The 19,452-nt window shown below is 63.4% G+C and carries 18 protein-coding genes; 14 read left to right on the top strand and 4 right to left on the bottom strand.

The window, feature by feature from the left end; genetic code table 11:
- The first annotated feature begins 10 nt into the window (after positions 1 to 10).
- Genes HPY65_01575 through HPY65_01560 form a run of 4 tightly spaced genes read left to right on the top strand, consistent with a single transcriptional unit; the run spans position 11 to position 3,941 of the window.
- A complete protein-coding gene (locus HPY65_01575) occupies positions 11 to 1,177 on the top strand; it encodes an LL-diaminopimelate aminotransferase (protein ID NPU83148.1) in 1,167 nt (388 codons plus the stop codon).
- Between the two features lie 22 nt (positions 1,178 to 1,199).
- Positions 1,200 to 1,847, top strand: a complete 648-nt coding sequence (locus tag HPY65_01570; protein ID NPU83147.1) for a zinc ribbon domain-containing protein — start codon at positions 1,200 to 1,202, stop codon at positions 1,845 to 1,847.
- Positions 1,848 to 1,857: 10 nt separating this feature from the next.
- On the top strand, positions 1,858 to 2,832 hold the full coding sequence (locus HPY65_01565) for an alpha/beta hydrolase family protein (protein ID NPU83146.1): 975 nt from the start codon (positions 1,858 to 1,860) through the stop codon (positions 2,830 to 2,832).
- Entirely contained in the window at positions 2,829 to 3,941 is a 1,113-nt protein-coding gene (locus HPY65_01560; GenBank protein NPU83145.1) for a DUF362 domain-containing protein, read from the top strand. The genes HPY65_01565 and HPY65_01560 overlap by 4 nt, the downstream gene beginning before the upstream one ends.
- A gap of 520 nt (positions 3,942 to 4,461) precedes the next feature.
- Here the strand turns inward: HPY65_01560 and ychF are convergent.
- The 3 genes from ychF to HPY65_01545 all read right to left on the bottom strand — a co-directional run bounded on the left by ychF (position 4,462) and on the right by HPY65_01545 (position 7,790).
- The gene (ychF, locus tag HPY65_01555; protein ID NPU83144.1) at positions 4,462 to 5,493 is read right to left on the bottom strand and encodes a redox-regulated ATPase YchF; all 1,032 of its coding nucleotides are present in this window, start codon (positions 5,491 to 5,493) and stop codon (positions 4,462 to 4,464) included.
- Between the two features lie 169 nt (positions 5,494 to 5,662).
- Positions 5,663 to 6,898, bottom strand: a complete 1,236-nt coding sequence (locus HPY65_01550) for an Nramp family divalent metal transporter (GenBank protein NPU83143.1) — start codon at positions 6,896 to 6,898, stop codon at positions 5,663 to 5,665.
- Positions 6,899 to 6,974: 76 nt separating this feature from the next.
- Positions 6,975 to 7,790: a magnesium transporter gene (locus HPY65_01545; GenBank protein NPU83142.1), complete on the bottom strand. Its 816-nt coding sequence runs from the start codon at positions 7,788 to 7,790 to the stop codon at positions 6,975 to 6,977.
- Positions 7,791 to 8,435: 645 nt separating this feature from the next.
- On the opposite strand from HPY65_01545, the gene HPY65_01540 reads away from it, so the two are divergent.
- The 8 genes from HPY65_01540 to HPY65_01505 all read left to right on the top strand — a co-directional run bounded on the left by HPY65_01540 (position 8,436) and on the right by HPY65_01505 (position 17,498).
- Positions 8,436 to 9,383 (top strand): TIGR01212 family radical SAM protein, encoded by a 948-nt coding sequence (locus tag HPY65_01540; protein ID NPU83141.1) that lies wholly within the window; start codon positions 8,436 to 8,438, stop codon positions 9,381 to 9,383.
- On the top strand, positions 9,380 to 10,018 hold the full coding sequence (hisH, locus tag HPY65_01535) for an imidazole glycerol phosphate synthase subunit HisH (GenBank protein NPU83140.1): 639 nt from the start codon (positions 9,380 to 9,382) through the stop codon (positions 10,016 to 10,018). Before HPY65_01540 ends, hisH begins: the two co-directional genes overlap by 4 nt.
- A complete protein-coding gene (hisF, locus tag HPY65_01530) occupies positions 10,008 to 10,787 on the top strand; it encodes an imidazole glycerol phosphate synthase subunit HisF (GenBank protein NPU83139.1) in 780 nt (259 codons plus the stop codon). Before hisH ends, hisF begins: the two co-directional genes overlap by 11 nt.
- Positions 10,788 to 11,056: 269 nt before the next feature.
- Positions 11,057 to 12,808: a biosynthetic-type acetolactate synthase large subunit gene (ilvB, locus tag HPY65_01525; GenBank protein ID NPU83138.1), complete on the top strand. Its 1,752-nt coding sequence runs from the start codon at positions 11,057 to 11,059 to the stop codon at positions 12,806 to 12,808.
- Positions 12,809 to 12,907: 99 nt separating this feature from the next.
- Positions 12,908 to 13,399 carry an acetolactate synthase small subunit gene (gene ilvN / locus HPY65_01520; GenBank protein ID NPU83137.1) on the top strand — a complete coding sequence of 164 codons (492 nt, stop codon included), beginning with the start codon at positions 12,908 to 12,910 and terminating at the stop codon, positions 13,397 to 13,399.
- Between the two features lie 66 nt (positions 13,400 to 13,465).
- Positions 13,466 to 14,518, top strand: a complete 1,053-nt coding sequence (gene ilvC / locus HPY65_01515) for a ketol-acid reductoisomerase (protein NPU83136.1) — start codon at positions 13,466 to 13,468, stop codon at positions 14,516 to 14,518.
- Positions 14,519 to 14,621: 103 nt separating this feature from the next.
- Entirely contained in the window at positions 14,622 to 16,283 is a 1,662-nt protein-coding gene (ilvD, locus tag HPY65_01510; protein ID NPU83135.1) for a dihydroxy-acid dehydratase, read from the top strand.
- A gap of 162 nt (positions 16,284 to 16,445) precedes the next feature.
- The gene (locus tag HPY65_01505; protein NPU83134.1) at positions 16,446 to 17,498 is read left to right on the top strand and encodes an AI-2E family transporter; all 1,053 of its coding nucleotides are present in this window, start codon (positions 16,446 to 16,448) and stop codon (positions 17,496 to 17,498) included.
- A 27-nt stretch (positions 17,499 to 17,525) separates the two neighbouring features.
- Here the strand turns inward: HPY65_01505 and HPY65_01500 are convergent, their stop codons facing one another.
- Entirely contained in the window at positions 17,526 to 18,044 is a 519-nt protein-coding gene (locus HPY65_01500) for a GNAT family N-acetyltransferase (GenBank protein NPU83133.1), read from the bottom strand.
- Between the two features lie 100 nt (positions 18,045 to 18,144).
- Here HPY65_01500 and maf point away from each other — a divergent pair, with 100 nt between their 5' ends.
- Both maf and HPY65_01490 read left to right on the top strand, forming a co-directional pair.
- A complete protein-coding gene (maf, locus tag HPY65_01495; protein NPU83132.1) occupies positions 18,145 to 18,762 on the top strand; it encodes a septum formation inhibitor Maf in 618 nt (205 codons plus the stop codon).
- Positions 18,740 to 19,441 carry a YggS family pyridoxal phosphate-dependent enzyme gene (locus HPY65_01490; GenBank protein NPU83131.1) on the top strand — a complete coding sequence of 234 codons (702 nt, stop codon included), beginning with the start codon at positions 18,740 to 18,742 and terminating at the stop codon, positions 19,439 to 19,441. Before maf ends, HPY65_01490 begins: the two co-directional genes overlap by 23 nt.
- Positions 19,442 to 19,452: the final 11 nt, after the last annotated feature.

Raw genomic sequence — 19,452 nt, 5'->3', positions numbered from 1 at the left:
ACAGAGAACCTTGCAGACTGCCGAAAGACTGACCAAGATCCCCCCTTACCTCTTTATGGAACTTCGCAAAAAGATTGCAAAGGCAAAGGCCGACGGCGTCGATGTCATCAGCCTGGCCATCGGCGACCCCGTGGAGCCCACGCCGGAGCCGATCATCGACGAGCTGTGCCGGACCGCCCGGGACCCGGAGAATCACCGGTATCCCACCGACGAGGAAAAGGGCATGCTGGCCTTCCGTCAGGAAATCGCCCGCTGGTATGCCGATCGTTACGGGGTGACGCTGGACCCGGCCACGGAGGTGCTGGGCCTCATCGGCTCGAAGGAGGGGTGCCACCACTTCGTCCTGGCCTGCATCAACCCCGGCGACATCGTCCTCATGACGGACCCGGGCTACCCGGCCTACCGGGCCAGTATCCTCATGGGGGGCGGCGAGCCCTGGAATGTGCCGATCCTCAGGAAGAACGGCTACCTGCCGGCCTTCGAGGACATCCCCACGGATGTGGCGAAGAGGGCAAAGGGAATGTTCCTGAATTATCCGAACAACCCCACCGGCGCCTGCGCCACCCGTGAGTTCCTGAATCGCCTCGTGGAATTCGCCCGCTCCTGGGACATCGCCGTCTGTTACGACAACCCCTACAGCGAGATCCTTTTCGAAGGACAGGAGCGCATCAGCTTCCTCATAGCCGAGGGGGCGAAGAACGTAGGTGTCGAGCTCAACTCCCTGTCCAAGCCTTTCAACATGTGCGGCTGGCGGATCGGCATGGCCATGGGAAACCGGGAGATCCTCGCCGCCATCAGCAAGGTCAAGGAGAACACCGACTCGGGGATCTTCAACCCCATCCAGTTCGCCGGCATCCATGCCCTGAAGAACGAGGTCTCCTCCATCGGGCACATGCTGGACGTCTACGGGTTCCGGCGGCAGATGGTGCTGGACGCCCTTGCAAAGATCGGAATCCGCTTCGACGCCCCCAGGGGCACCTTCTACCTGTGGGTTCCCGTCCCGGAGGGAATGACGTCCATCGAGTTCACCAACCGGCTCTTCGACAAGACGGCCGTCGTCGTGGCCGCGGGAACGGCCTACGGCCAATATGGCGAGGGCTATGTCCGGATCTCTCTCACGGTTCCCAACCAGCGCCTCAAGGAGGCCATGGAACGGATCGTCCGGGAATTCGCATAACCGGACTGCAAGGAGGCGTCCGATGAGCAGGATCATCGAATTCGTCCGTAATTATCACGATCACAGCACCCGGAACGGGTTTCAGTTCGAGTTCGCCTGCGACCGGTGCGGAAAGGGCTTCCGGACGGAGTTCCGCTCCTCCGTCGTGGGAACGGCCTCGGGCATGCTCGACAAGGTCGGCGGAATGCTCGGGGGCCTCCTCGGCAACGCCGCCAACCTGACGCAGGACCTGCGGTCCGCCGCCTGGACGAAAGCCCGGGACGAGGCCTTCGAGGAGGCCGTGAACGAGATCAAGCCCCAGTTCGTCCAGTGCCCGCGCTGCTCCTCCTGGATCTGCCGGCAGGGCTGCTGGAACACAAAAAAGGGCCTGTGCAAGCACTGCGCCCCGGACCTGGGGGTCGAGATGGCGGCGGCCCAGGCGAGCAAGTCCGTCGAGGAGGTCTGGGCCCACGCCGCCATGGCGGAGGAAGACAAGAAACTGGCGAAAGAACATTGGCGGGAGGGTATCCGGGCCACCTGCCCTCAGTGCGAAGCACCTCTTTCGGGAAACGTCAAGTTCTGCCCCGAATGCGGCGCCGCGATCAAAGCGAAGCGGTTCTGCACGGGCTGCGGGGCCGAGATGTCCGGACCGGTGAAATTCTGCCCCGAGTGCGGCGCGAAGCAGGGCTGAGGAGGATCCCGTGGCGAGTCTCCTGGACCGGACCTATGCCGCCTGGTCGAACCGGAGGCTCTTCTTCCGCCACGGGTGGGGGGATCTCACCCTCCTGGAGGAGGCCCTCCGGGAAGACGACGACCCCGGGCCCGTGAGCGCCATTCACCCCGTCTGGGAGGACGTCCGCGAGGAGGGCGAAGCCCTTTTGAAACAGGGGTCCTTCCCCAGCCCGTTTCTTCATCCCAATCTTCCCGCCAAAAGCCGGACCACCTATGTGGAGCTTGTCCTGCCCCGGGACTGGAGCCGGCGGACGCCCGTCTGCCTGCACTTCGCCGCCACCGGCGACGAGGGCTTCGAGCGCCGGCGCAAGGCCCTGGCTCTGCCCCTGATCCGGTCCGGAATCGGCTCTCTCATCCTGGAAAACCCCTACTACGGACGCCGCCGCCCCCCGGGCCAGCACAGCAAGATGCTGAACGTCTTCTCCGACCTCTGGCTCATGGCGGGGGCCACGATCGCCGAAGGACGATCGCTCGTGGACTGGCTGCGCCGCGAGGGATTCGAGCGGCTGGGCGTCTGTGGCATCAGCATGGGCGGGTCGATGGCCGCCCGGACGGCGGCCCTGGACTCGGAGCCGCTGGCCGTGACGGCGCTGATCACTCCCCACTCGGCCACCGCCGTGTTCACCGAGGGGCTCCTGAAGAACTACTGTGCCTGGGACGTCCTGAACCGCCAGCTGGACGGGCACGGGAACGCCATGGAGCGGATGCGGGAAATCCTGGATCATACCGACATCCGGCGCCTGCCGCCGCTTCGCCGGCCCGAGGCGGCCTTTCTCGTCGGCGCCCAGGCTGACGCTTACATCTCCCGGGAATCCGTCGAGAACGTCCACCACCACTGGCCCGGCTCGACCCTGACCTGGGTGCCGAGCGGCCACGTGGGGGCCTTTCTGTTCCACCGGGACCTCTGGGTCGAGGCCGTCCGGAAATCCTTTGCCCGGCTATGAACGTCTTCGTCCGACCGGCATCCTACGACTGGCCGCATCTCAAGGAGGAATTCGACGCCCTGATGGACCGCCTGGGCGGCCGGGAGGCCATCCGAAAAGGAATGCGGGTCCTCGTCAAGCCGAACCTCCTGTCGGCGGCAAAGCCCGGCCAGGCCGTCCTGACCCATCCGCTCGTCGTCCGGGCCGCCGTGGAGTACATCCTGGAGCGGGGCGCCCGTCCCGAGGTCGGGGACAGCCAGGCCATCGGCTCCTTCGACCGGATCCTCCGGGAAAACGGGATCGACCAGGCCCTGGAAGGCCTTCCCGTGACCGTCCGCGAGTTCCGCGATTCCGTTCCTGTCGACGTGGGACCGCCCTTCGGAAAGATCGAGTTGGCCCGGGAGGTCCTGACGGCGGACACAATCCTGAATCTGCCGAAGCTCAAGACCCACAGCCAGATGGCGATGACGCTGGGCGTGAAAAACCTCTTCGGATGCGTCGTAGGGTACCGCAAGGCCGAATGGCACCTGCGGGCGGGAGTGGACCGGGATCACTTTGCCCGGCTCCTCGTGCGGATCGCCCGGACCGTCCGGCCGGCGTTCACGGTCCTGGACGGGATTCTGGCGATGGAGGGAGAGGGACCCGGAAGGAGCGGCACTCCCCGGGCGCTCGGTGTTCTGATGGCCGCCACGGACCCTTTCGCCCTGGACGAGGCGGTCTGCCGCATCGTGGGGCTCCAGCCGGAGAAGCTCCCGACCTGGCGGTCGGGGCAGGAGTTGGGACTGCCCGGGGAGGAGGTCGCCATCGACGGGGAAACGCCGGAGGTCCGGGGATTCCGGATCCCCGGAGCGGAGCCCCTCCTCTTCGGAAGCGCGTCCATGAACAGCCTTGTCCGGCGCCACCTGCTGCAGCGGCCCGTGTGCGATCCGGAATCCTGTACGCTCTGCGGCATCTGCCGGGACATGTGTCCGGCAAAGGCCATCACGGTTGAAGAAGCGGGGCTCCGCTTCGACTACGACGCCTGCATCCGCTGCTACTGCTGCATCGAGGTCTGCCCCCGCGGCGCCCTCCGGACGGCGGAGCCCCTCATGGGCCGCATGCTCCGCCCGGTGGTGAAACGGCTGGTTTGAATATGCGAGGAAGGGGAGCGGATTTCAAATCCGCTCCCCTTCTTTTCTTTTATTCTTTTTTTAAGCAACCCGGCGTCCCTGGCTGAGAAGCCGACTCGCAGGAGAGGGCTTCCCTCGCGCTCAGAAGAGTTTTTTCGACCCTGCAGCGTCTCCTCCGCTGCAAAGTCATAACTCGCGCCTGCGGCGCTCAGACAGATGACTTTGCGGGCGCTGCGCTGCGACGGCAGGGTGCCCCGAAAAAGCCTCTATTCGCGCTCCGGGAAGCCCCACTCCCCGCCATCCGCGGGGGCGCGGCCGGGGGTTCCCAGAGGAGCAATCAGGAGAATTTTCCACCCGGATGGCTGCTCGGTCGGATAATGCACTCCGCGGAAAATTCTCCGCGACGGCGGGAATCCCCGTGACAGCCCCCGCGCCACAATGCAAAAAGAAAGAAAAAGGAGGAGCGGATTTGAAATCCGCTCCCCTTCTCGCTCATTGGAACCGGCACAACGAAGCATCCGGGCATTTTCCGGGCACGCCCTCAGATGTTGAATCGGAACTGAATAATATCGCCGTCTTGAACGACGTATTCCTTCCCCTCCAGCCGCAGCTTTCCCGCCGCCTTCACGGCCGTCCAGGATTTCCCGGAGGTCTCGAACTCTTCGAAGTGAATCACTTCGGCTTTGATGAAACCCCGCTCGAAGTCCTTGTGAATCGCCCCGGCCGCCCGAGGCGCCTTCGTCTCCGTTGGGATGACCCAGGCCTTCACCTCTTCCTTGCCGATGGTGAAGAAGGAAACGCGGCCCAAGAGTGAAAACGCCGCCCGGATGACCCGTCCAAAGGCCGGCTCTTCAAGGCCCAGGGGGTCCAGGAACTCCTTCTGTTCTTCCGGCGAGAGGCCCGCCAGGTCGGCCTCGAGCTGGCAGCAGATCCCGATGACCGGCGACGACAGGGCCGCCTTCTCCCGAAAGGCCTCCGCCAGGGCCAGATTGTCTTCAGCCGTATTGATCACCACGAGTTCGGGACGGATCGTCCAGAAGGAAAAGCTGCGGAGGGAGAAGGCCTCTTCCTCGGAAAATCCCGCCTCCCGCAGCGGGAGTCCCGCCTCCAGCCGTTCCCTGGCCCGGGGAAGGATGGCCAGATGGAGCTGATCCAGCGGCTTCATGGCCGTTCGGGACATTTTCCGGAGCTTCTCGAGGCGGTTTTCGACGACCATCAGGTCCGAGAGAACTAGGTCGTCTTCGAGGCGGCGGTAGGAGGCGATGACCTCGTCGACCTCGGGAATCGTAAAGCCATCCACCACGTGCAGGAGGCCGTCAGCCCCGCTCAGGCTCTGCCGCAGCGTCTCCCAGGCCTTCTCGCCCGCTGCGTGGACGTCGGTGACGGGGATCCGGGCCGGAACCGCCTTGAGTTCGGGAAAGACGGCGGCCAGGCGGTCGAAACGCGCGTCCGGAACCGTTGCCTGTCCCCGGACGACCGTCTCGCCGTGGAGTTCCCGGCTTTTCGTCCCGGTCATGATCTCGAAGAGGGTGCTTTTTCCGCTCTGAGGAAGCCCGACAATGCCGATTTCCATTGTGAAACCCCCATTTTCTTGGCCTTATAGCAAGCGCTCCGGCCCCGTGGCAAGGAGAATCCAGACAGAGGAGCCTCAACGCCCGGGAGTTGGTCAGCAATCCGGCCGACGATCAGGAGCCATTCCCCGGGACGGCATGGAAAAAGCCGATTTTCCGCAAGGGGTTTTTTCAGGAGAAGAGCGATGAGACCAGCAGGCCCGCCGAGAGAGCGATCAGCCCCGCCACGGCGACCCAGGAGAGGACGTTCATGACGGGACCGTTGATGTGCTCCCCCATGATTCCCCGGTCGTTGACGAGGAGCAGCATGGCCACGAGGATCACCGGCAGGAGAATCCCGTTGATGACCTGGGAATAGTACATGATGGCGATGAGGGGAATGTCCGGCAGCAGGATGATGCCGGCCCCCAGGATGATCATCAGGGAATAGAGGCCGTAGAACTGGGGGGCGTCCATGAACTTGTGGTCGATCCCGGACTCCCAGCCGAAAGCCTCGCAGACCGTGTAGGCCGTGGAGAGCGGCAGGATGGACGCGGCAAAGAGGGACGCATTGAGGAGGCCGAAGGCGAAGAGCCAGGAACAGTAAACCCCGGCCAGTGGGGCAAGGGCCTGGGCGGCGTCCTTGGCGGTCTCGATCTTCACCCCGTTCGTGTGCAGGGTGATGGCACACAGCATGATGATGAAGAACGCCACCAGGTTGACCATGACGGAGCCGACGATGACGTCCATTCGGGCATAGGGGTAGTTCTCCGCCTTGAGGCCCTTGTCGACCACCGAGGACTGGAGATAGAACTGCATCCACGGGGCAATGGTGGTCCCGATGAGGCCCATCGCCATGGTGAGGAACCCCGGGTCAAACCGGATGGTGGGCGTGACCAGTGCAGTCCCGACCTTACCCCAGTCCGGTTTTCCCATGAAGCCCGAAACGATGTAGGCCAGGTAGAACAAGCAGGCGAAGAGAAAAACCTTTTCGACGGACTTGTAGCTGCCCTTCACCACGAGCCACCAGACGAACGCCGCCCCGAGGGGAACGGAAACATACTTGCTGACACCGAAGATCTCCAGGCTCGCGGCGATGCCGGCGAATTCGGAAACCGTGTTCCCTAGGTTGGTCAGGAGAAGGGTGATCATCAGGTAGAAGGTGACCTTGGCGCCAAAGCGCTCCCGGATCAGGTCCGACAGGCCCTTGCCGGAAATCACCCCCATGCGGGCCCCCATCTCCTGGATGATGATGAGGACCACGGTGATGGGAATCAGGGTCCAGAGGAGGGAAAGGCCGTACTCCGCCCCGGCCAGCGAGTAGGTGGTGATCCCGCCGGCATCGTTGTCCACGTTGGACGTGATGATGCCGGGGCCGATGAGGGCGAAGAACACCGCAAAGCGCCTCCATGCGCCGCCGCGGGACAGGGTCGCGAAAACGCTCCCCGCCGACCTGCCGAACAGCCGTTCAAACACGCGTGGTCTCCGTCCTCTTCCATCGTTCTCACTTGCCCAGTTTCGGGGCCACCAGTTCCAGGAGGTTCCGGAACGGAATGACGCCCTTCATCCGGTTTTCCCGGTCCATCACCGGGATGGCCATGACGCCGTACTTGGCGAACTGCTCCGCAATCTCGTCGGGTTCCTCGTTCAGCCGGACCGTGACGAAGCGGGTATCCATCAGATCGGCGACCTGCACCTCCGGCGCGGCCGCCAGGAGTTCCCGGAGGCTCAGCATGCCCAGCAGGCGCTCCTGTGCATCCGTCACGTAGACATAATAGACAAAATCCATCTCCATCGCCTCCCGGCTCAGGATCTCCAGGACCTGCGCGGCGGTGGCTTCGGGCGGAACGCTCAGAAAGGCCGTCGTCATGAGTCCGCCCGCCTCTTCCTCGGGATGGGCCAGCAGTTCCTTCACGTCATCGGCGATTTCCTGTTCCATCTCCTTGAGGATTCCCTCCGCCTTGTCCTTCGGCAGATCCCCCAGGAGATCGGCGGCCTCGCTCAGGGACATCTCCTCGATGATGTCCGAGGCCTTGTCCATCGCCACCGTCTCAATCAGGCTGACCTGGATCTTCGGATCCGTCTCCTCCAGGGTCTCCGCGGCCGTCTCCACATCCAGGGACTGAAAGACCGCCGCCCGCTGGTGGATGTCCAGGTCCTCGATGATGTCCGCCAGGTCCGCCGGATGCAGCTGCGCCAGGCGGTTCTGGGTGATCGACAGCCTGAGCAGGTCCGGCGAGGAGACGGGCTGGACGTACTTCCAGGAGATGAACTGGTTCGGCAGCTCGTAATCGAACAGGGACTGGAGGAAAAAATCCATGGCCTTTTCCAGCCCGACCCGGCGCATGAGGCCCCGGAAACCGACGTCCACGTGAACCAAGTGCAGGCGCTCGTGGGACCGGAGAAACTGCAGGTCGTTGACCCGCCGGATTTTCGCACCGTTCGTGTCGACGATCTGCTTGTCCAGGAGGGCGTCGCGGAGAAACAACTCGTTCTCGCCCAAGGCGGGCGCCCCCTTCGGAGAGCCTTCACAGCGGATGGAACCGTTGGCCTGAATTACATCCTGCCACGGAAAGTACTGGGGCGATTTTACCCCCTGAAGACGAATCCGGAGGGTGCCGACCGAGGGGTACAACTCCGCCAGGTTCGCCGACAAGTCGGCGATCGACCCGATCGTCCGGCCCTGACCGTCCTGAACCGGTTTGCCAAGAATCTGGCTCAGATAGACAAAGAATTCCGGTTCCTGAACGGCTTGAACGACCATGCCGGGGATCCTCCCGCGGGGATCTTCTTTCCCGGTTTCGAACAAGGCGGAGATTCCGCAGGCGGATCTTCTCAACGCTTGCCGGTCGCCCCGGGAAAAGAAATTTGCTATACTACATTTCCAAATAATGGCAATCATTTTATCCATTCAAATCAAGCGACCACGCGCCGCCGGCAGGCGGACCGGTCCCCGGAGCCGCACTTGGCCAAACCAGATTACTGGAACAACAGGAAACGATATTACGACCTGAAGAGCTACTGGCTGAACCGGTTCGGCTGCCGGGTCTACAAACTTCCCGTCGATGCCGGCTTCACCTGTCCGAACCGCGATGGAACCGTTGCCGCGGGCGGCTGCATCTATTGTGACGGCCGCGGTTCCAGGGTCCGCATGGAGGGCCCCCTGCCGTCCGTCACGGACCAGCTTCTCCGGGGCATGGACTACTACCGGGAACACCGCCGGGCCGCCCGGTTCATCGCCTATTTCCAGACCTTCACGAACACCTATGCCCCCGTGGAACACCTTCGGGAACTCTTCCGGGAGGCCCTGGCCCTGCCGGACGTGGCCGGCCTGTCCATCGGAACCCGGCCCGACTGCCTGCCCGACGAGGTCCTGGATCTGCTGGAGGAACTGGCGCAGGATCGCCATGTCTGGCTCGAACTGGGCCTCCAGTCGATCCATGACCGGACCCTGGCCCGGATCAACCGCGGCCATCGGGCGGAACGATTCCTGGAGGCGGTGGACCGGGCCTCCGGGCGAAACCTCAACCTTTGCGTGCACATCATCGCGGGGCTGCCCGGCGAGACCCGGGGAGACGTCCTCGAAACCGCCCGGACGCTGGCGGGACTGCCCGTCGACGGGATCAAGATCCACTGTCTGCTGGTGCTCTCGGGAACGCCTCTCGGAGCGCTTTACGAACGGGAGCCCTTCCCGTTGTGGAGCCGGGAGCAGTACGTGGAGGCCGTTTGCGACGTCCTGGAAATCCTTCCGCCGCGGATGACAATCCAGCGGTTGACCGCCGACGGGTACCGGGATATATTCCTCGCTCCCGAATGGGCCGTCAACAAGATGGCCGTACTGGGCGCCATCGACCGCGAACTGGAGCGGCGAGACGCCCATCAGGGAATCCGCTTCGAGGAAAGAAACACATGATCGGTATCGTGGACTATCGGGCCGGCAACCTCACCAGCGTGGCCCGGGCTCTGCATTTCCTGGGCATCCCCTGCGAGGTTACCAACGATCCGGACAGGCTGGACCGGGCGGAGCGTATCATTTTTCCGGGCGTGGGCGCCGCCGGGGAGGCCATGGCCAACCTGGGCGCATCGGGCCTGGACGAATGGATCCGCCGCTGGGTCCAGGAAGGCCGGCCGGTTCTGGGGATCTGCCTGGGCACCCAGGTGATCTTCGAGAAAAGCGAAGAAGACGACGGAACCCCCTGCCTGGGGATCCTCCCCGGCGTCGTCCGCCGCTTTCCCGCCGGCATGAAGGAAGGCGAAGAGACCCTCAAGATCCCCCACATGGGATGGAACTCCGTGGCCTTCCGCAAGAACCACCCGGTGTTCGCAGGCATTCCGCCGGAGGCCGAGTTCTATTTCGTCCACTCCTTCTATCCGGATCCGGCGGACCGGGAACTGATCGTCGGAGAGACCCGTTACGGGTTCCCCTTCGGTGCCGCCGTGGCGTGCCGGAATCTCGTCGCCGTCCAGTTCCATCCCGAGAAGAGCGGCCGCCCGGGGCTTGAGATCCTGTCCAACTTCTGCCGCTGGAGGGGCGACGATGCTGAGTAAGCGGATCATTCCCTGCCTCGACGTCCGGGACGGGAAGTTGACGAAAGGAATCAAATTCCAGGGAAACGTGGACATCGGGGATCCCGTCGAGGCCGCGAAGGAGTACTACGAACAGGGCGCCGACGAGATCGTCTTCTACGACATCACCGCCTCCTCCGACGGTCGGAACATTATGATCGACGTGGTCCGCCGGGTGGCCGAGACGATCTTCATCCCCTTCTCCGTAGGGGGAGGAATCCGGACCCTGGAGGACATGCGGGAGGTGATCCTGGCGGGGGCCGAGAAGGTGAGTGTCAATTCCGCCGCGGTGGAGAACCCGTCCATCATCACGGAGGGAGCCCGCGCCTTCGGCAGCCAGTGCATCGTCCTGGGCATGGACGTGAAGCGCGTGGAGCCTTCGGTCACGACCCCCTCTGGCTACGAGATTGTCATCCACGGGGGCCGCCGGTACACCGGCATCGACGCCCTATGGTGGGCCCGGGAGGCGGAACGTCTCGGCGCGGGCGAGATCTGCCTGAACTCCATCGACGCCGACGGAACCCAGGACGGTTACGAGTTGACCCTGACGGAACGGATCTCGACCCACGTCGGCATCCCCGTCATCGCCTCCGGCGGTGCGGGCACGCCGCAGCATCTCGTGGACGTGCTCACGGCGGGAAAGGCCGACGCGGCCCTGATCGCCTCCATGGTCCACTACCGGACGTACACCATCGACGGAATCAAGGCCTTTCTCAGTGAGCGTGGCGTGAAAACCCGGCGCTACTGGTGAAAACCGGACTGAAAAACGCTTGACAACCGGTTTTCCCGCTGTTAAGAGGGGCCTTCGTTTTAATGGAAAAGGTTGCGACATATTCATGAGGAGAAACGTAATCGGCATCATCGGCATAATTATCATCCCCATTCATATGGGGGCCGGGTAATGGTGCACTTGTAAGAAACCTTGAAACAAAAAAAAACCGTTACTCGGCTCCCGGGTAACGGTTTTTTTGTTTTTGAATTTACTGAACAACGCACTTGTCGACTTACAGGAGGAACATCGTGAAACTGACCGGATCCCAGGTATTGCTGAGAACGCTGCGCCGGGAAAACGTGGATGTCATCTTTGGCTATCCCGGCGGCGTCGTGCTCCCGATCTATGACGAACTCTACAAGGAAGAATTCCGCCATCTCCTCGTACGCCACGAGCAGGGTGCCATTCACGCCGCCGACGGGTACGCACGGGCCTCCGGCAAGGTCGGGGTCTGTCTTGTCACCTCCGGCCCCGGCGCGACAAACACGGTAACGGGCATCGCCAACGCATACATGGACTCCATTCCGGTCGTCATCTTCACGGGCCAGGTGCCGACGGGTCTGATCGGCAGCGACGCCTTCCAGGAAGTCGACATCACCGGGATCACCCGTCCCTGCACGAAGCACAATTTCCTGGTCCGCCGGATCGAGGACCTCGCTTCAACCATTCACGAAGCATTCCACATCGCCCGCTCCGGACGCCCCGGCCCCGTGCTGGTGGACCTGCCCCGGGACGTGTCCCAGGCGACCATCGAAGAAGAAGACATCCGCGACGACTTCAATACCTTGAACGGGCTTGAAAAGCCGCAGCAGGAGGACATCGCGAAGGCCGTGGAGATGATCCGGGCCGCCCGGAAACCGGTGATTGTCTCCGGAGGAGGAGTGCTCCTGGGAAAGGCCTCGGAGGAACTCCGGGAGTTCGTCCGTCGGACAGGCTTCCCCATCACCTCAACCCTGATGGGCCTCGGCGCCTACCCGGGTTCGGATCCCCTCTGGCTGGGGATGCCCGGAATGCACGGCACGTACTACGCCAACATGGCCATCACCGGCTGCGACCTGCTGGTCGCCGTGGGGATGCGCTTCGATGACCGGGTGACTTCCAAGGTGGACGCCTTTGCCCCGGACGCACAGATCATCCACATCGACATCGACCCCGTCTCCATCGACCGGATCGTCCGCTCCCACCTGTCCATCGTCAGCGACGCCAAGACGGCACTGGGCCTGTTGAACGCGGCGCTGGCCGCCGGAGGGCCTGTCCCGGTGGAACGGACCCGGGAATGGATGGAGCAGATCGACGCCTGGAAAAAGCGTGTCCCCCTCCGTTTCAGCGAGGAAACGGACCGGATCAAACCGCAGCAGGTCATCCGGAAGCTGTACGAGCTGACAAAGGGGGAGGCGCTGATCGCCACCGAGGTCGGCCAGAACCAGATGTGGGCGGCCCAGTATTACACCTACGACCATCCCCACACCTTCATTTCTTCCGGCGGCCTCGGAACCATGGGGTTCGGCTTCCCCGCTGCCGTGGGCGCCCAGGTGGCGTGCCCGGACAAGACGGTGGTCGATATCGCCGGGGACGGCAGCATCCAGATGAACATCCAGGAACTGGCCACGGCTGTGCAGTACAACATCCCCGTAAAGATTGTGATCCTGAACAACCAGTACCTGGGGATGGTCCGCCAGTGGCAGCAGATGTTCTACGGGCGGCGGTACTCCCACACGGACATGAGCTACGCCCCCGACTTCGTGAAGATCGCCGAGGCATACGGAGCGACGGGGCTACGGGCCAGCCGCCCCGAGGAACTGGAAGCGGTCCTGAAGAAGGGGCTGGAAACCCCGGGGGTCGTGGTCATGGACATCCGGGTGGAGAAAGAAGAATGTGTCTACCCGATGGTCCGTCCCGGCGCATCCATTGCAGACATGGAACTGGGTGTGGAACTGCCGGCCGACAAGGCCGCCCCGACCAACGGGGGAGAGGATCCCCAGACGCGCAGCTTCAACTGATTGCAGAAAAGACGGAACGGCCGGGGATCAAACGCTTGGAGGCAGGAGGTACTTTCCCGGAGTCGTCCGGAATCCATTTCGAGAAAGGTTCATGAACCGATGAAAGCAAAGGAAAACACCATCGCCCTCCTTGTACGCAACCGTCCCGATGTCCTGGCGCGTATCGCCGGCACCTTCAGCGGGGGAGGATTCAACATCGAGAGCATCACGGCCAACATCACCAAGACACCGGAGACAACGAAGATCATCATCACCACCAAGGGATCGGCGTCCACCATGGAAAAGCTGAAGAAACAGCTGAACCGGCTCGTGGACGTGCTTTCCGTCGACGACCTCACGGGAAGGATGGCCTCCCGGCGCGAGCTCGTCCTGTTCCGCATGAAATGGAGCGACGAGACCCGCCCCGCCGTCATGGCCGCCGTCGACCTGTACAACTGGAAGGTCGTCTGCATGGACGACCGGTACTGCGTCATCGAGGTCTCGGGCCGGAAGGACAGCATCGACCGGGCGATCCAGCTTCTCGATCCCCTCGGACTCGAAGACTTCTCCCGGTCGGGAATGGTGGCGCTGGAAAAATTCAAACCCGAGTGAGTCCGGGACCGCCTGAACGGGCGGAGACGGCCCATTCGAACATTCGAGAGAAACAGGAGGAGTTCCATGGCAAAGATTAACTTCGGCGGCGTCTGGGAAGAGGTGGTCACGGCGGAGGAGTTTCCGCTGGAGAAGGCCCGGGAGGTTCTGAAGGACGAGACCGTCGCCGTCGTAGGCTACGGGGTCCAGGGACCGGGGCAGGCCCTGAACATGAGGGACAACGGCATCCGGGTCATCGTGGGTCAGCGGGAAGGAGGCGCTTCCTGGGAGAAGGCCCTCGCGGACGGTTTCGTTCCCGGTGAGACCCTTTTCTCGCCGGAGGAGGCGACCCGACGGGGAACCGTCATCCAGTATCTCCTGTCCGATGCGGGGCAGAAGACCATGTGGCCCGCTATCAAGGCCTGCCTGAACGAAGGCGACGCCCTGTACTTCTCACACGGTTTCTCCATCGTCTACAAGGAACGGACGGGCGTCATCCCGCCGCCCGATGTGGACGTGATCCTGGTGGCCCCCAAGGGGTCGGGCCGGACCGTCCGGACCAACTTCCTGGCCGGGAGCGGCATCAATTCCAGTTACGCCGTCTTCCAGGATTACACGGGCCGGGCCCTGGAGCGCGCACTGGCCCTCGGAGTCGCCATCGGCTCCGGGTACCTCTTCCCGACCACCTTCGCCAACGAGGTCCACAGCGATCTCACGGGCGAGCGGGGCGTCCTCATGGGCGCCCTGGCGGGGATCATGGAGGCCCAGTACAATCTCCTCCGGAATCACGGCCACAGCCCCAGCGAGGCCTTCAACGAGACCGTGGAGGAGCTCACCCAGAGCCTGATCCGCCTGGTGGCGGACAACGGCATGGACTGGATGTACGGGAACTGCAGCACCACCGCCCAGCGGGGCGCCCTGGACTGGAAGGGCCGCTTCCGCGACGCCGTCGCCCCCGTATTCGACGATCTGTACGCACGAGTAATCAGCGGCGAGGAGACCCAGATTGTCCTGGACGCCAACAGCGCCCCGGACTACCGCCAGAAGCTGGACAAGGAGCTGGCTGAAATGCGGGAATCGGAGATGTGGCGGGCCGGTGCGGCGGTACGGTCCCTGCGCCCGGAAAACCGAAAAAAATAAGCGACTTCTGTCGATTTGCCATTCACCGTCTCCCCGGCCCCGAACGGCCGGGGAGAACCTGCCTTACGCACCTTCACGGCACCGATCAAGGGGGAAAGAGACGATGCGGAGCGATCTGATGAAAAAGGGCCTGGAGCGGGCCCCCCACCGGTCCCTGTTCAAGGCCATGGGCTACACCGACGAGGAGATCTCCCGTCCGCTCATCGGCGTGGTGAATTCCTTCAACGAAATCATCCCGGGCCATGTACACCTCCGGACGATCACCGAGGATGTCAAGGCGGGCGTACGCCTGGCCGGAGGGACTCCCGTCGAGTTCCCCGCCATCGGCGTCTGCGACGGCATCGCCATGGGCCACACGGGCATGAAATACTCCCTGGCCAGCAGGGAGCTGATCGCCGACTCCGTCGAGGTCATGGCCATGGCCCACCCCTTCGACGGCCTGGTCCTCGTCCCCAACTGCGACAAGATCATTCCGGGCATGCTCATGGCAGCCCTGCGGCTGAACATTCCCGCAATCGTCGTCAGTGGCGGACCCATGCTGGCGGGTCGTCTGGGAGACAAGGCGGCGGACCTGATCACCGTCTTCGAGGGCGTCGGGGCCGTCAAGGCCGGCCGGATGACCAAAAAGACGCTCAAGGCCCTGGAGGACTGTGCCTGCCCCGGCTGCGGTTCCTGTTCGGGGATGTACACGGCCAACTCGATGAACTGCGTGACCGAGGCCCTGGGCCTGGGTCTCCCGGGAAACGGAACCATCCCCGCCGTGGAGGCGGCCCGGCGGCGCCTGGCCAAGGAGGCCGGAATGAAGATCATGGAACTGGTCCGGAAGGAGATCCGGCCCCGCGACGTGGCCACCCTGCAGGCCTTCCGTAATGCCATCGCCGTGGACATGGCCCTGGGCTGCTCGACCAACACGGTCCTGCACATCCCCGCCGTCGCCCATGAGGCGGGAATCCGGCTCGACCTGGACCTGTTCAACGAGATCAGCGCCCGGACCCCGAATCTCTGCAAGCTCAGTCCCGCCGGCGCCCACCACATCGAGGACCTTCATAAGGCCGGCGGAATCCAGGCGGTCCTCCTGGCCGTCAGCGAACTGGGCGTTGTTGATCCGGATGCGTTGACGGTGACGGGGAAAAAGGTGGGCGACAACCTGAAATCGGCGCGGATTCTCGACCGCGACGTGATCCGCCCCTTGGAGAATCCCTACTACCCGGAAGGCGGCCTGGCCATCCTGAGAGGCAACCTGGCCCCCGACGGGGCGGTGGTGAAACAGTCCGCCGTAGCGGAGGACATGCTGGTCAACGAGGGAACAGCGCGGGTCTTCGACAGCGAGGACGAGGCCATCAAGGCCATCCTGGGGGGGAAGATCAAGGCGGGGGATATCGTCGTGATCCGTTACGAGGGTCCCCGGGGCGGCCCGGGGATGAGGGAGATGCTGGGTCCCACCTCAGCCATCGCCGGGATGGGCCTGGACAAGACCGTGGCCCTTCTCACGGACGGCCGTTTCAGCGGCGGGACCCGGGGCGCCGCCATCGGCCACATCTCGCCGGAAGCGGCCGAGGGAGGCCCCATCGCCCTCGTTCGGGAAGGCGACCGGATCGACATCGACATCCCGAAGAAAACGATCACCCTGAAGGTCGGCAGGCAGGAGCTGGAAAAACGCCGCAAGGCCCTGAAGCCCTTCCGGCCCCGTGTGACCGGGGGATACCTGGCGCGGTACGCCCGCCTGGTCACCTCCGCCAGCACAGGCGCCGTCTTCGAGGATTGATTTCCGGGAAAACGCTGCATCCGAGCTTCCCGATTGACGGGGACGGGGAAATCCATTATTCGTTTTTCCGGGAGAGCGGAGTCGCTCTCCCGGGCAATCTCAGCCGGATTCCCCCGGAAGCGGCAGCATCCCATTGGATCACGACGAAAGCGGCAGGCCGTCATGTTGGATTCAGTAAAAATGCGCAGGATTCTATTCGCCGCCCTGGCCGGCGTGGTCGTCGTGCTGTCTCTTTATCTCCTGAAACCTTTTTTCTTCCCTCTCTTCTGGGCCGTGGTCATCGCCGGCCTGTTTCAGCCCCTCTACCGCAAACTCCAGGGAAAACGAAACCTTCCTTCCCTGAACGCCGCCGTCACGCTGATTCTGATCATCTTTATCCTCATTCTCCCGGCGGGGATCCTTGCGACCCTTCTGGTGAACGAATCCATCGAAATCTACAACTCCATCGATAAGGACATCACGAACCTGGAAAACACGGTCCGCGACTGGGCGGACCGTCTGGCCGCCCATCCGACGACCGCCCGGCTCCACCTGAACAGCGACACCCTGATCGAACGCTTCACCGAGGTGATCAAGAACCTGGCGAATGCCATCTTCAAGAGCCTGACGGGCTTCACGCAAAACACCCTGATGTTCCTGGTCAAATTTGCCGTGATGCTCTACGCCCTGTTCTTCTTCATCCGCGACGGGGATCGGATACTCCAGAGGGGCAAGACCCTCTTCGCCCTCGGAAAAGACCGGGAGTCCGTGCTGTACGGCCGGTTCGTCACCACCGCCCGGGCGACACTGAAGGTCACCTTTATCATCGGCGGCCTGCAGGGATTCCTTGGAGGGATCCTGCTTTACCTGGTAGGAATCAAGGGCGCCCTCACCTGGGGAGTCGTCATGGTGCTGACCTCCATCATCCCGGGAGTCGGGTGCTCCATCGTCTGGGCGCCCGCCGGTCTGCTCCTCCTGGTTACCGGACATATGTGGGAGGGAATCATTGTAATTCTGGCAGGCGTGCTGGTCATCAGCATGGTGGACAATCTCTTCCGGCCCGTTCTCCTGGGGCGGGACGTGCAGATGCACCCGCTCCTCATTTTCCTATCCACCCTGGGCGGGATCGCCCTGTTCGGCATTTCGGGCTTTGTCATCGGGCCGATCGTGGCCTCGCTCCTCCTCTCCATTCTGGACATGTACGAGGTCTCCCTCCGTCCGCCGGAAAATCCCTAAGCACAGATGAGCCATCCCCCGGGTTTTTCAGGAAGTCCCTCCGCCCGCATCTTCCTTCGGCAGGACCTTGGCATAGATCACCTTCCCGTCGCCGGGCCGATAAAAATCCGGGAGACATGCTTCGCGGCGATAACCGCATCCCTCATAGAAGCGACGGGCCGCTTCGTAGCGGGGGCTGGACGACGTGTCCGCGTAGATCCGCGTCGCCCCCTTCTCCCGGGCGGCCCGTTCCGTCCCGGCCAGCAGCAGGCCGCCGATCCCCTCCCGCTGCCGTTCCGGGGCCACGACGATCCAGTAGAGGTCGAAGCTGAAGACGGTCCCGGGAATCCGGCCGAAGCAGGTATATCCGGCCAGACACCCCTCCACTTCGGCCAGCAGAAACTCATAGCCGCTGTCCCCACCTCGGGCCAGGCGCTCGTCTACCAGCTCCACGGCAATGTCCGCCTCCTCGTCGGAGAAGGCCCCGGCGGCCTGAACGATCTCCCGGATCCGGACCCGGTCGGACGGCTCCACAAATCGCTTCCATACCAGCATATGCGCCTCCATTCCCGCCTCCTGTTCAGGGGCATATCAAAATCCCGTCGTCAAGGCGAGACGAACTGTGTTACAGAACAGGAGCATCCTGAGGAAAGTTGAGTTCAACCAGATGGGAATCATTCAAGAAAACAAACTGATCCTGGCCTCCGCTTCACCGCGGCGGATCGAGCTCCTGGAGAGGGTCGGCCTGACATTCCAGGTGGTCCCCAGCGGCGTGGAGGAAGCGGCACACCCTGAGGAATCCCCGGAGGAGCATGTGCTCAGGCTCTCGGCGGCCAAGGCGGAAGCCCTTGCCCGGAAGAATCCGGACGCCTGGGTGCTGGGTGCCGATACGATCGTCGTCATCGACGGTCGGGTCCTGGGAAAACCGGCCGACCGGGAGGGGGCAAAGGCCATGCTCCAGACGCTCAGCGGCCGGGTGCACACGGTTTTCACGGGTTTTTCCGTTCTGTCCGGGGGCGGAAGCCGCGCGGTCTCCCGGGCGATCTCCTCAGCCGTTCTGTTCAAGAACCTGTCAGACGAGGAAATGAACTGGTACGTCCGCACGGACGAGCCGTACGACAAGGCGGGCGGGTACGCCGTCCAGGGAATGGGAGCCTTTTTCATCCAGGAAATCAGGGGCTCCTATACGAACGTGATGGGCCTGCCCCTCTGCGAAGTCATGGAGGTCCTCTGCGAGGCGGGGGCCATCCGGTTTTCGACCAATGGAAACAATCCGATCGGTTAGCGAAAACATCGCCCTCGTCCGGGAGGAAATCGCCCGGGCAGCCCGAAAAGCCGGACGTTCCCCGGAGGACATTCGCCTCCTGGCGGTTACCAAAACCGTCGACGACAACCGGATCCGGGAGGCCATTGCCGCGGGCGTGGACCTCATCGGCGAGAATTACGTCCAGGAGGCCCGGCGCAAGATCGATCTCCTTGGCCGGCCGCTCCCGTGGCACTTTATCGGCCACCTGCAGACGAACAAGGCAAAGTACGCCGTGCGGCTCTTCGACCTGATCCACTCGCTGGACCGGATGGAGCTGGGCCGGGAGCTGGACCGCCGGGCCGCCGCAGCGGGAGTGATCCTCAAGATTCTCGTGGAGGTCAACGTGAGCGGCGAGGCCAGCAAGAGCGGCGTTCCTGCCGTCCAGGCCCTTGGACTCGTCCGCGCCCTGGCGGTATTGCCAGGCCTCTCGATCCGGGGGCTGATGACGATGCCCCCCTGGTTCGACGATCCCGAAGAGGCCCGGCCTCATTTCTCAACTCTCCGGCAGCTCGCGGAGACAATCCGCCGGGAACGGATCGAGAACGTTCACATGGAGGAGCTCTCCATGGGCATGACCAACGATTACCGGATTGCCGTGGAGGAAGGGGCAACCATCGTACGGGTCGGCCGCGCGATTTTCGGCGAGCGGCCGGTATAAGGTGGGAAGGC

Source organism: Syntrophaceae bacterium, assembly GCA_013177825.1.
Taxonomy (GTDB): domain Bacteria; phylum Desulfobacterota; class Syntrophia; order Syntrophales; family PHBD01; genus PHBD01.
The sequence above is the reverse complement of the archived record's forward strand: the minus strand, read 5'-3'. Positions and strand labels throughout refer to the sequence as shown.

Bases quoted from the DNA above. Each gene is read 5' to 3' on its own strand.
- HPY65_01570 (NPU83147.1), top strand. From the start codon at position 1,200: ATGAGCAGGATCATCGAATTCGTCCGTAATTATCACGATCACAGCACC.
- HPY65_01560 (NPU83145.1), top strand. From the start codon at position 2,829: ATGAACGTCTTCGTCCGACCGGCATCCTACGACTGGCCGCATCTCAAG.
- ychF (NPU83144.1), bottom strand. From the start codon at position 5,493: ATGGAAATCGGCATTGTCGGGCTTCCTCAGAGCGGAAAAAGCACCCTC.
- HPY65_01545 (NPU83142.1), bottom strand. From the start codon at position 7,790: ATGGATTTTTTCCTCCAGTCCCTGTTCGATTACGAGCTGCCGAACCAG.
- hisH (NPU83140.1), top strand. From the start codon at position 9,380: ATGATCGGTATCGTGGACTATCGGGCCGGCAACCTCACCAGCGTGGCC.
- hisF (NPU83139.1), top strand. From the start codon at position 10,008: ATGCTGAGTAAGCGGATCATTCCCTGCCTCGACGTCCGGGACGGGAAG.
- ilvN (NPU83137.1), top strand. From the start codon at position 12,908: ATGAAAGCAAAGGAAAACACCATCGCCCTCCTTGTACGCAACCGTCCC.
- ilvC (NPU83136.1), top strand. From the start codon at position 13,466: ATGGCAAAGATTAACTTCGGCGGCGTCTGGGAAGAGGTGGTCACGGCG.
- ilvD (NPU83135.1), top strand. From the start codon at position 14,622: ATGCGGAGCGATCTGATGAAAAAGGGCCTGGAGCGGGCCCCCCACCGG.
- HPY65_01505 (NPU83134.1), top strand. From the start codon at position 16,446: ATGTTGGATTCAGTAAAAATGCGCAGGATTCTATTCGCCGCCCTGGCC.
- HPY65_01500 (NPU83133.1), bottom strand. From the start codon at position 18,044: ATGGAGGCGCATATGCTGGTATGGAAGCGATTTGTGGAGCCGTCCGAC.
- maf (NPU83132.1), top strand. From the start codon at position 18,145: ATGGGAATCATTCAAGAAAACAAACTGATCCTGGCCTCCGCTTCACCG.
- HPY65_01490 (NPU83131.1), top strand. From the start codon at position 18,740: ATGGAAACAATCCGATCGGTTAGCGAAAACATCGCCCTCGTCCGGGAG.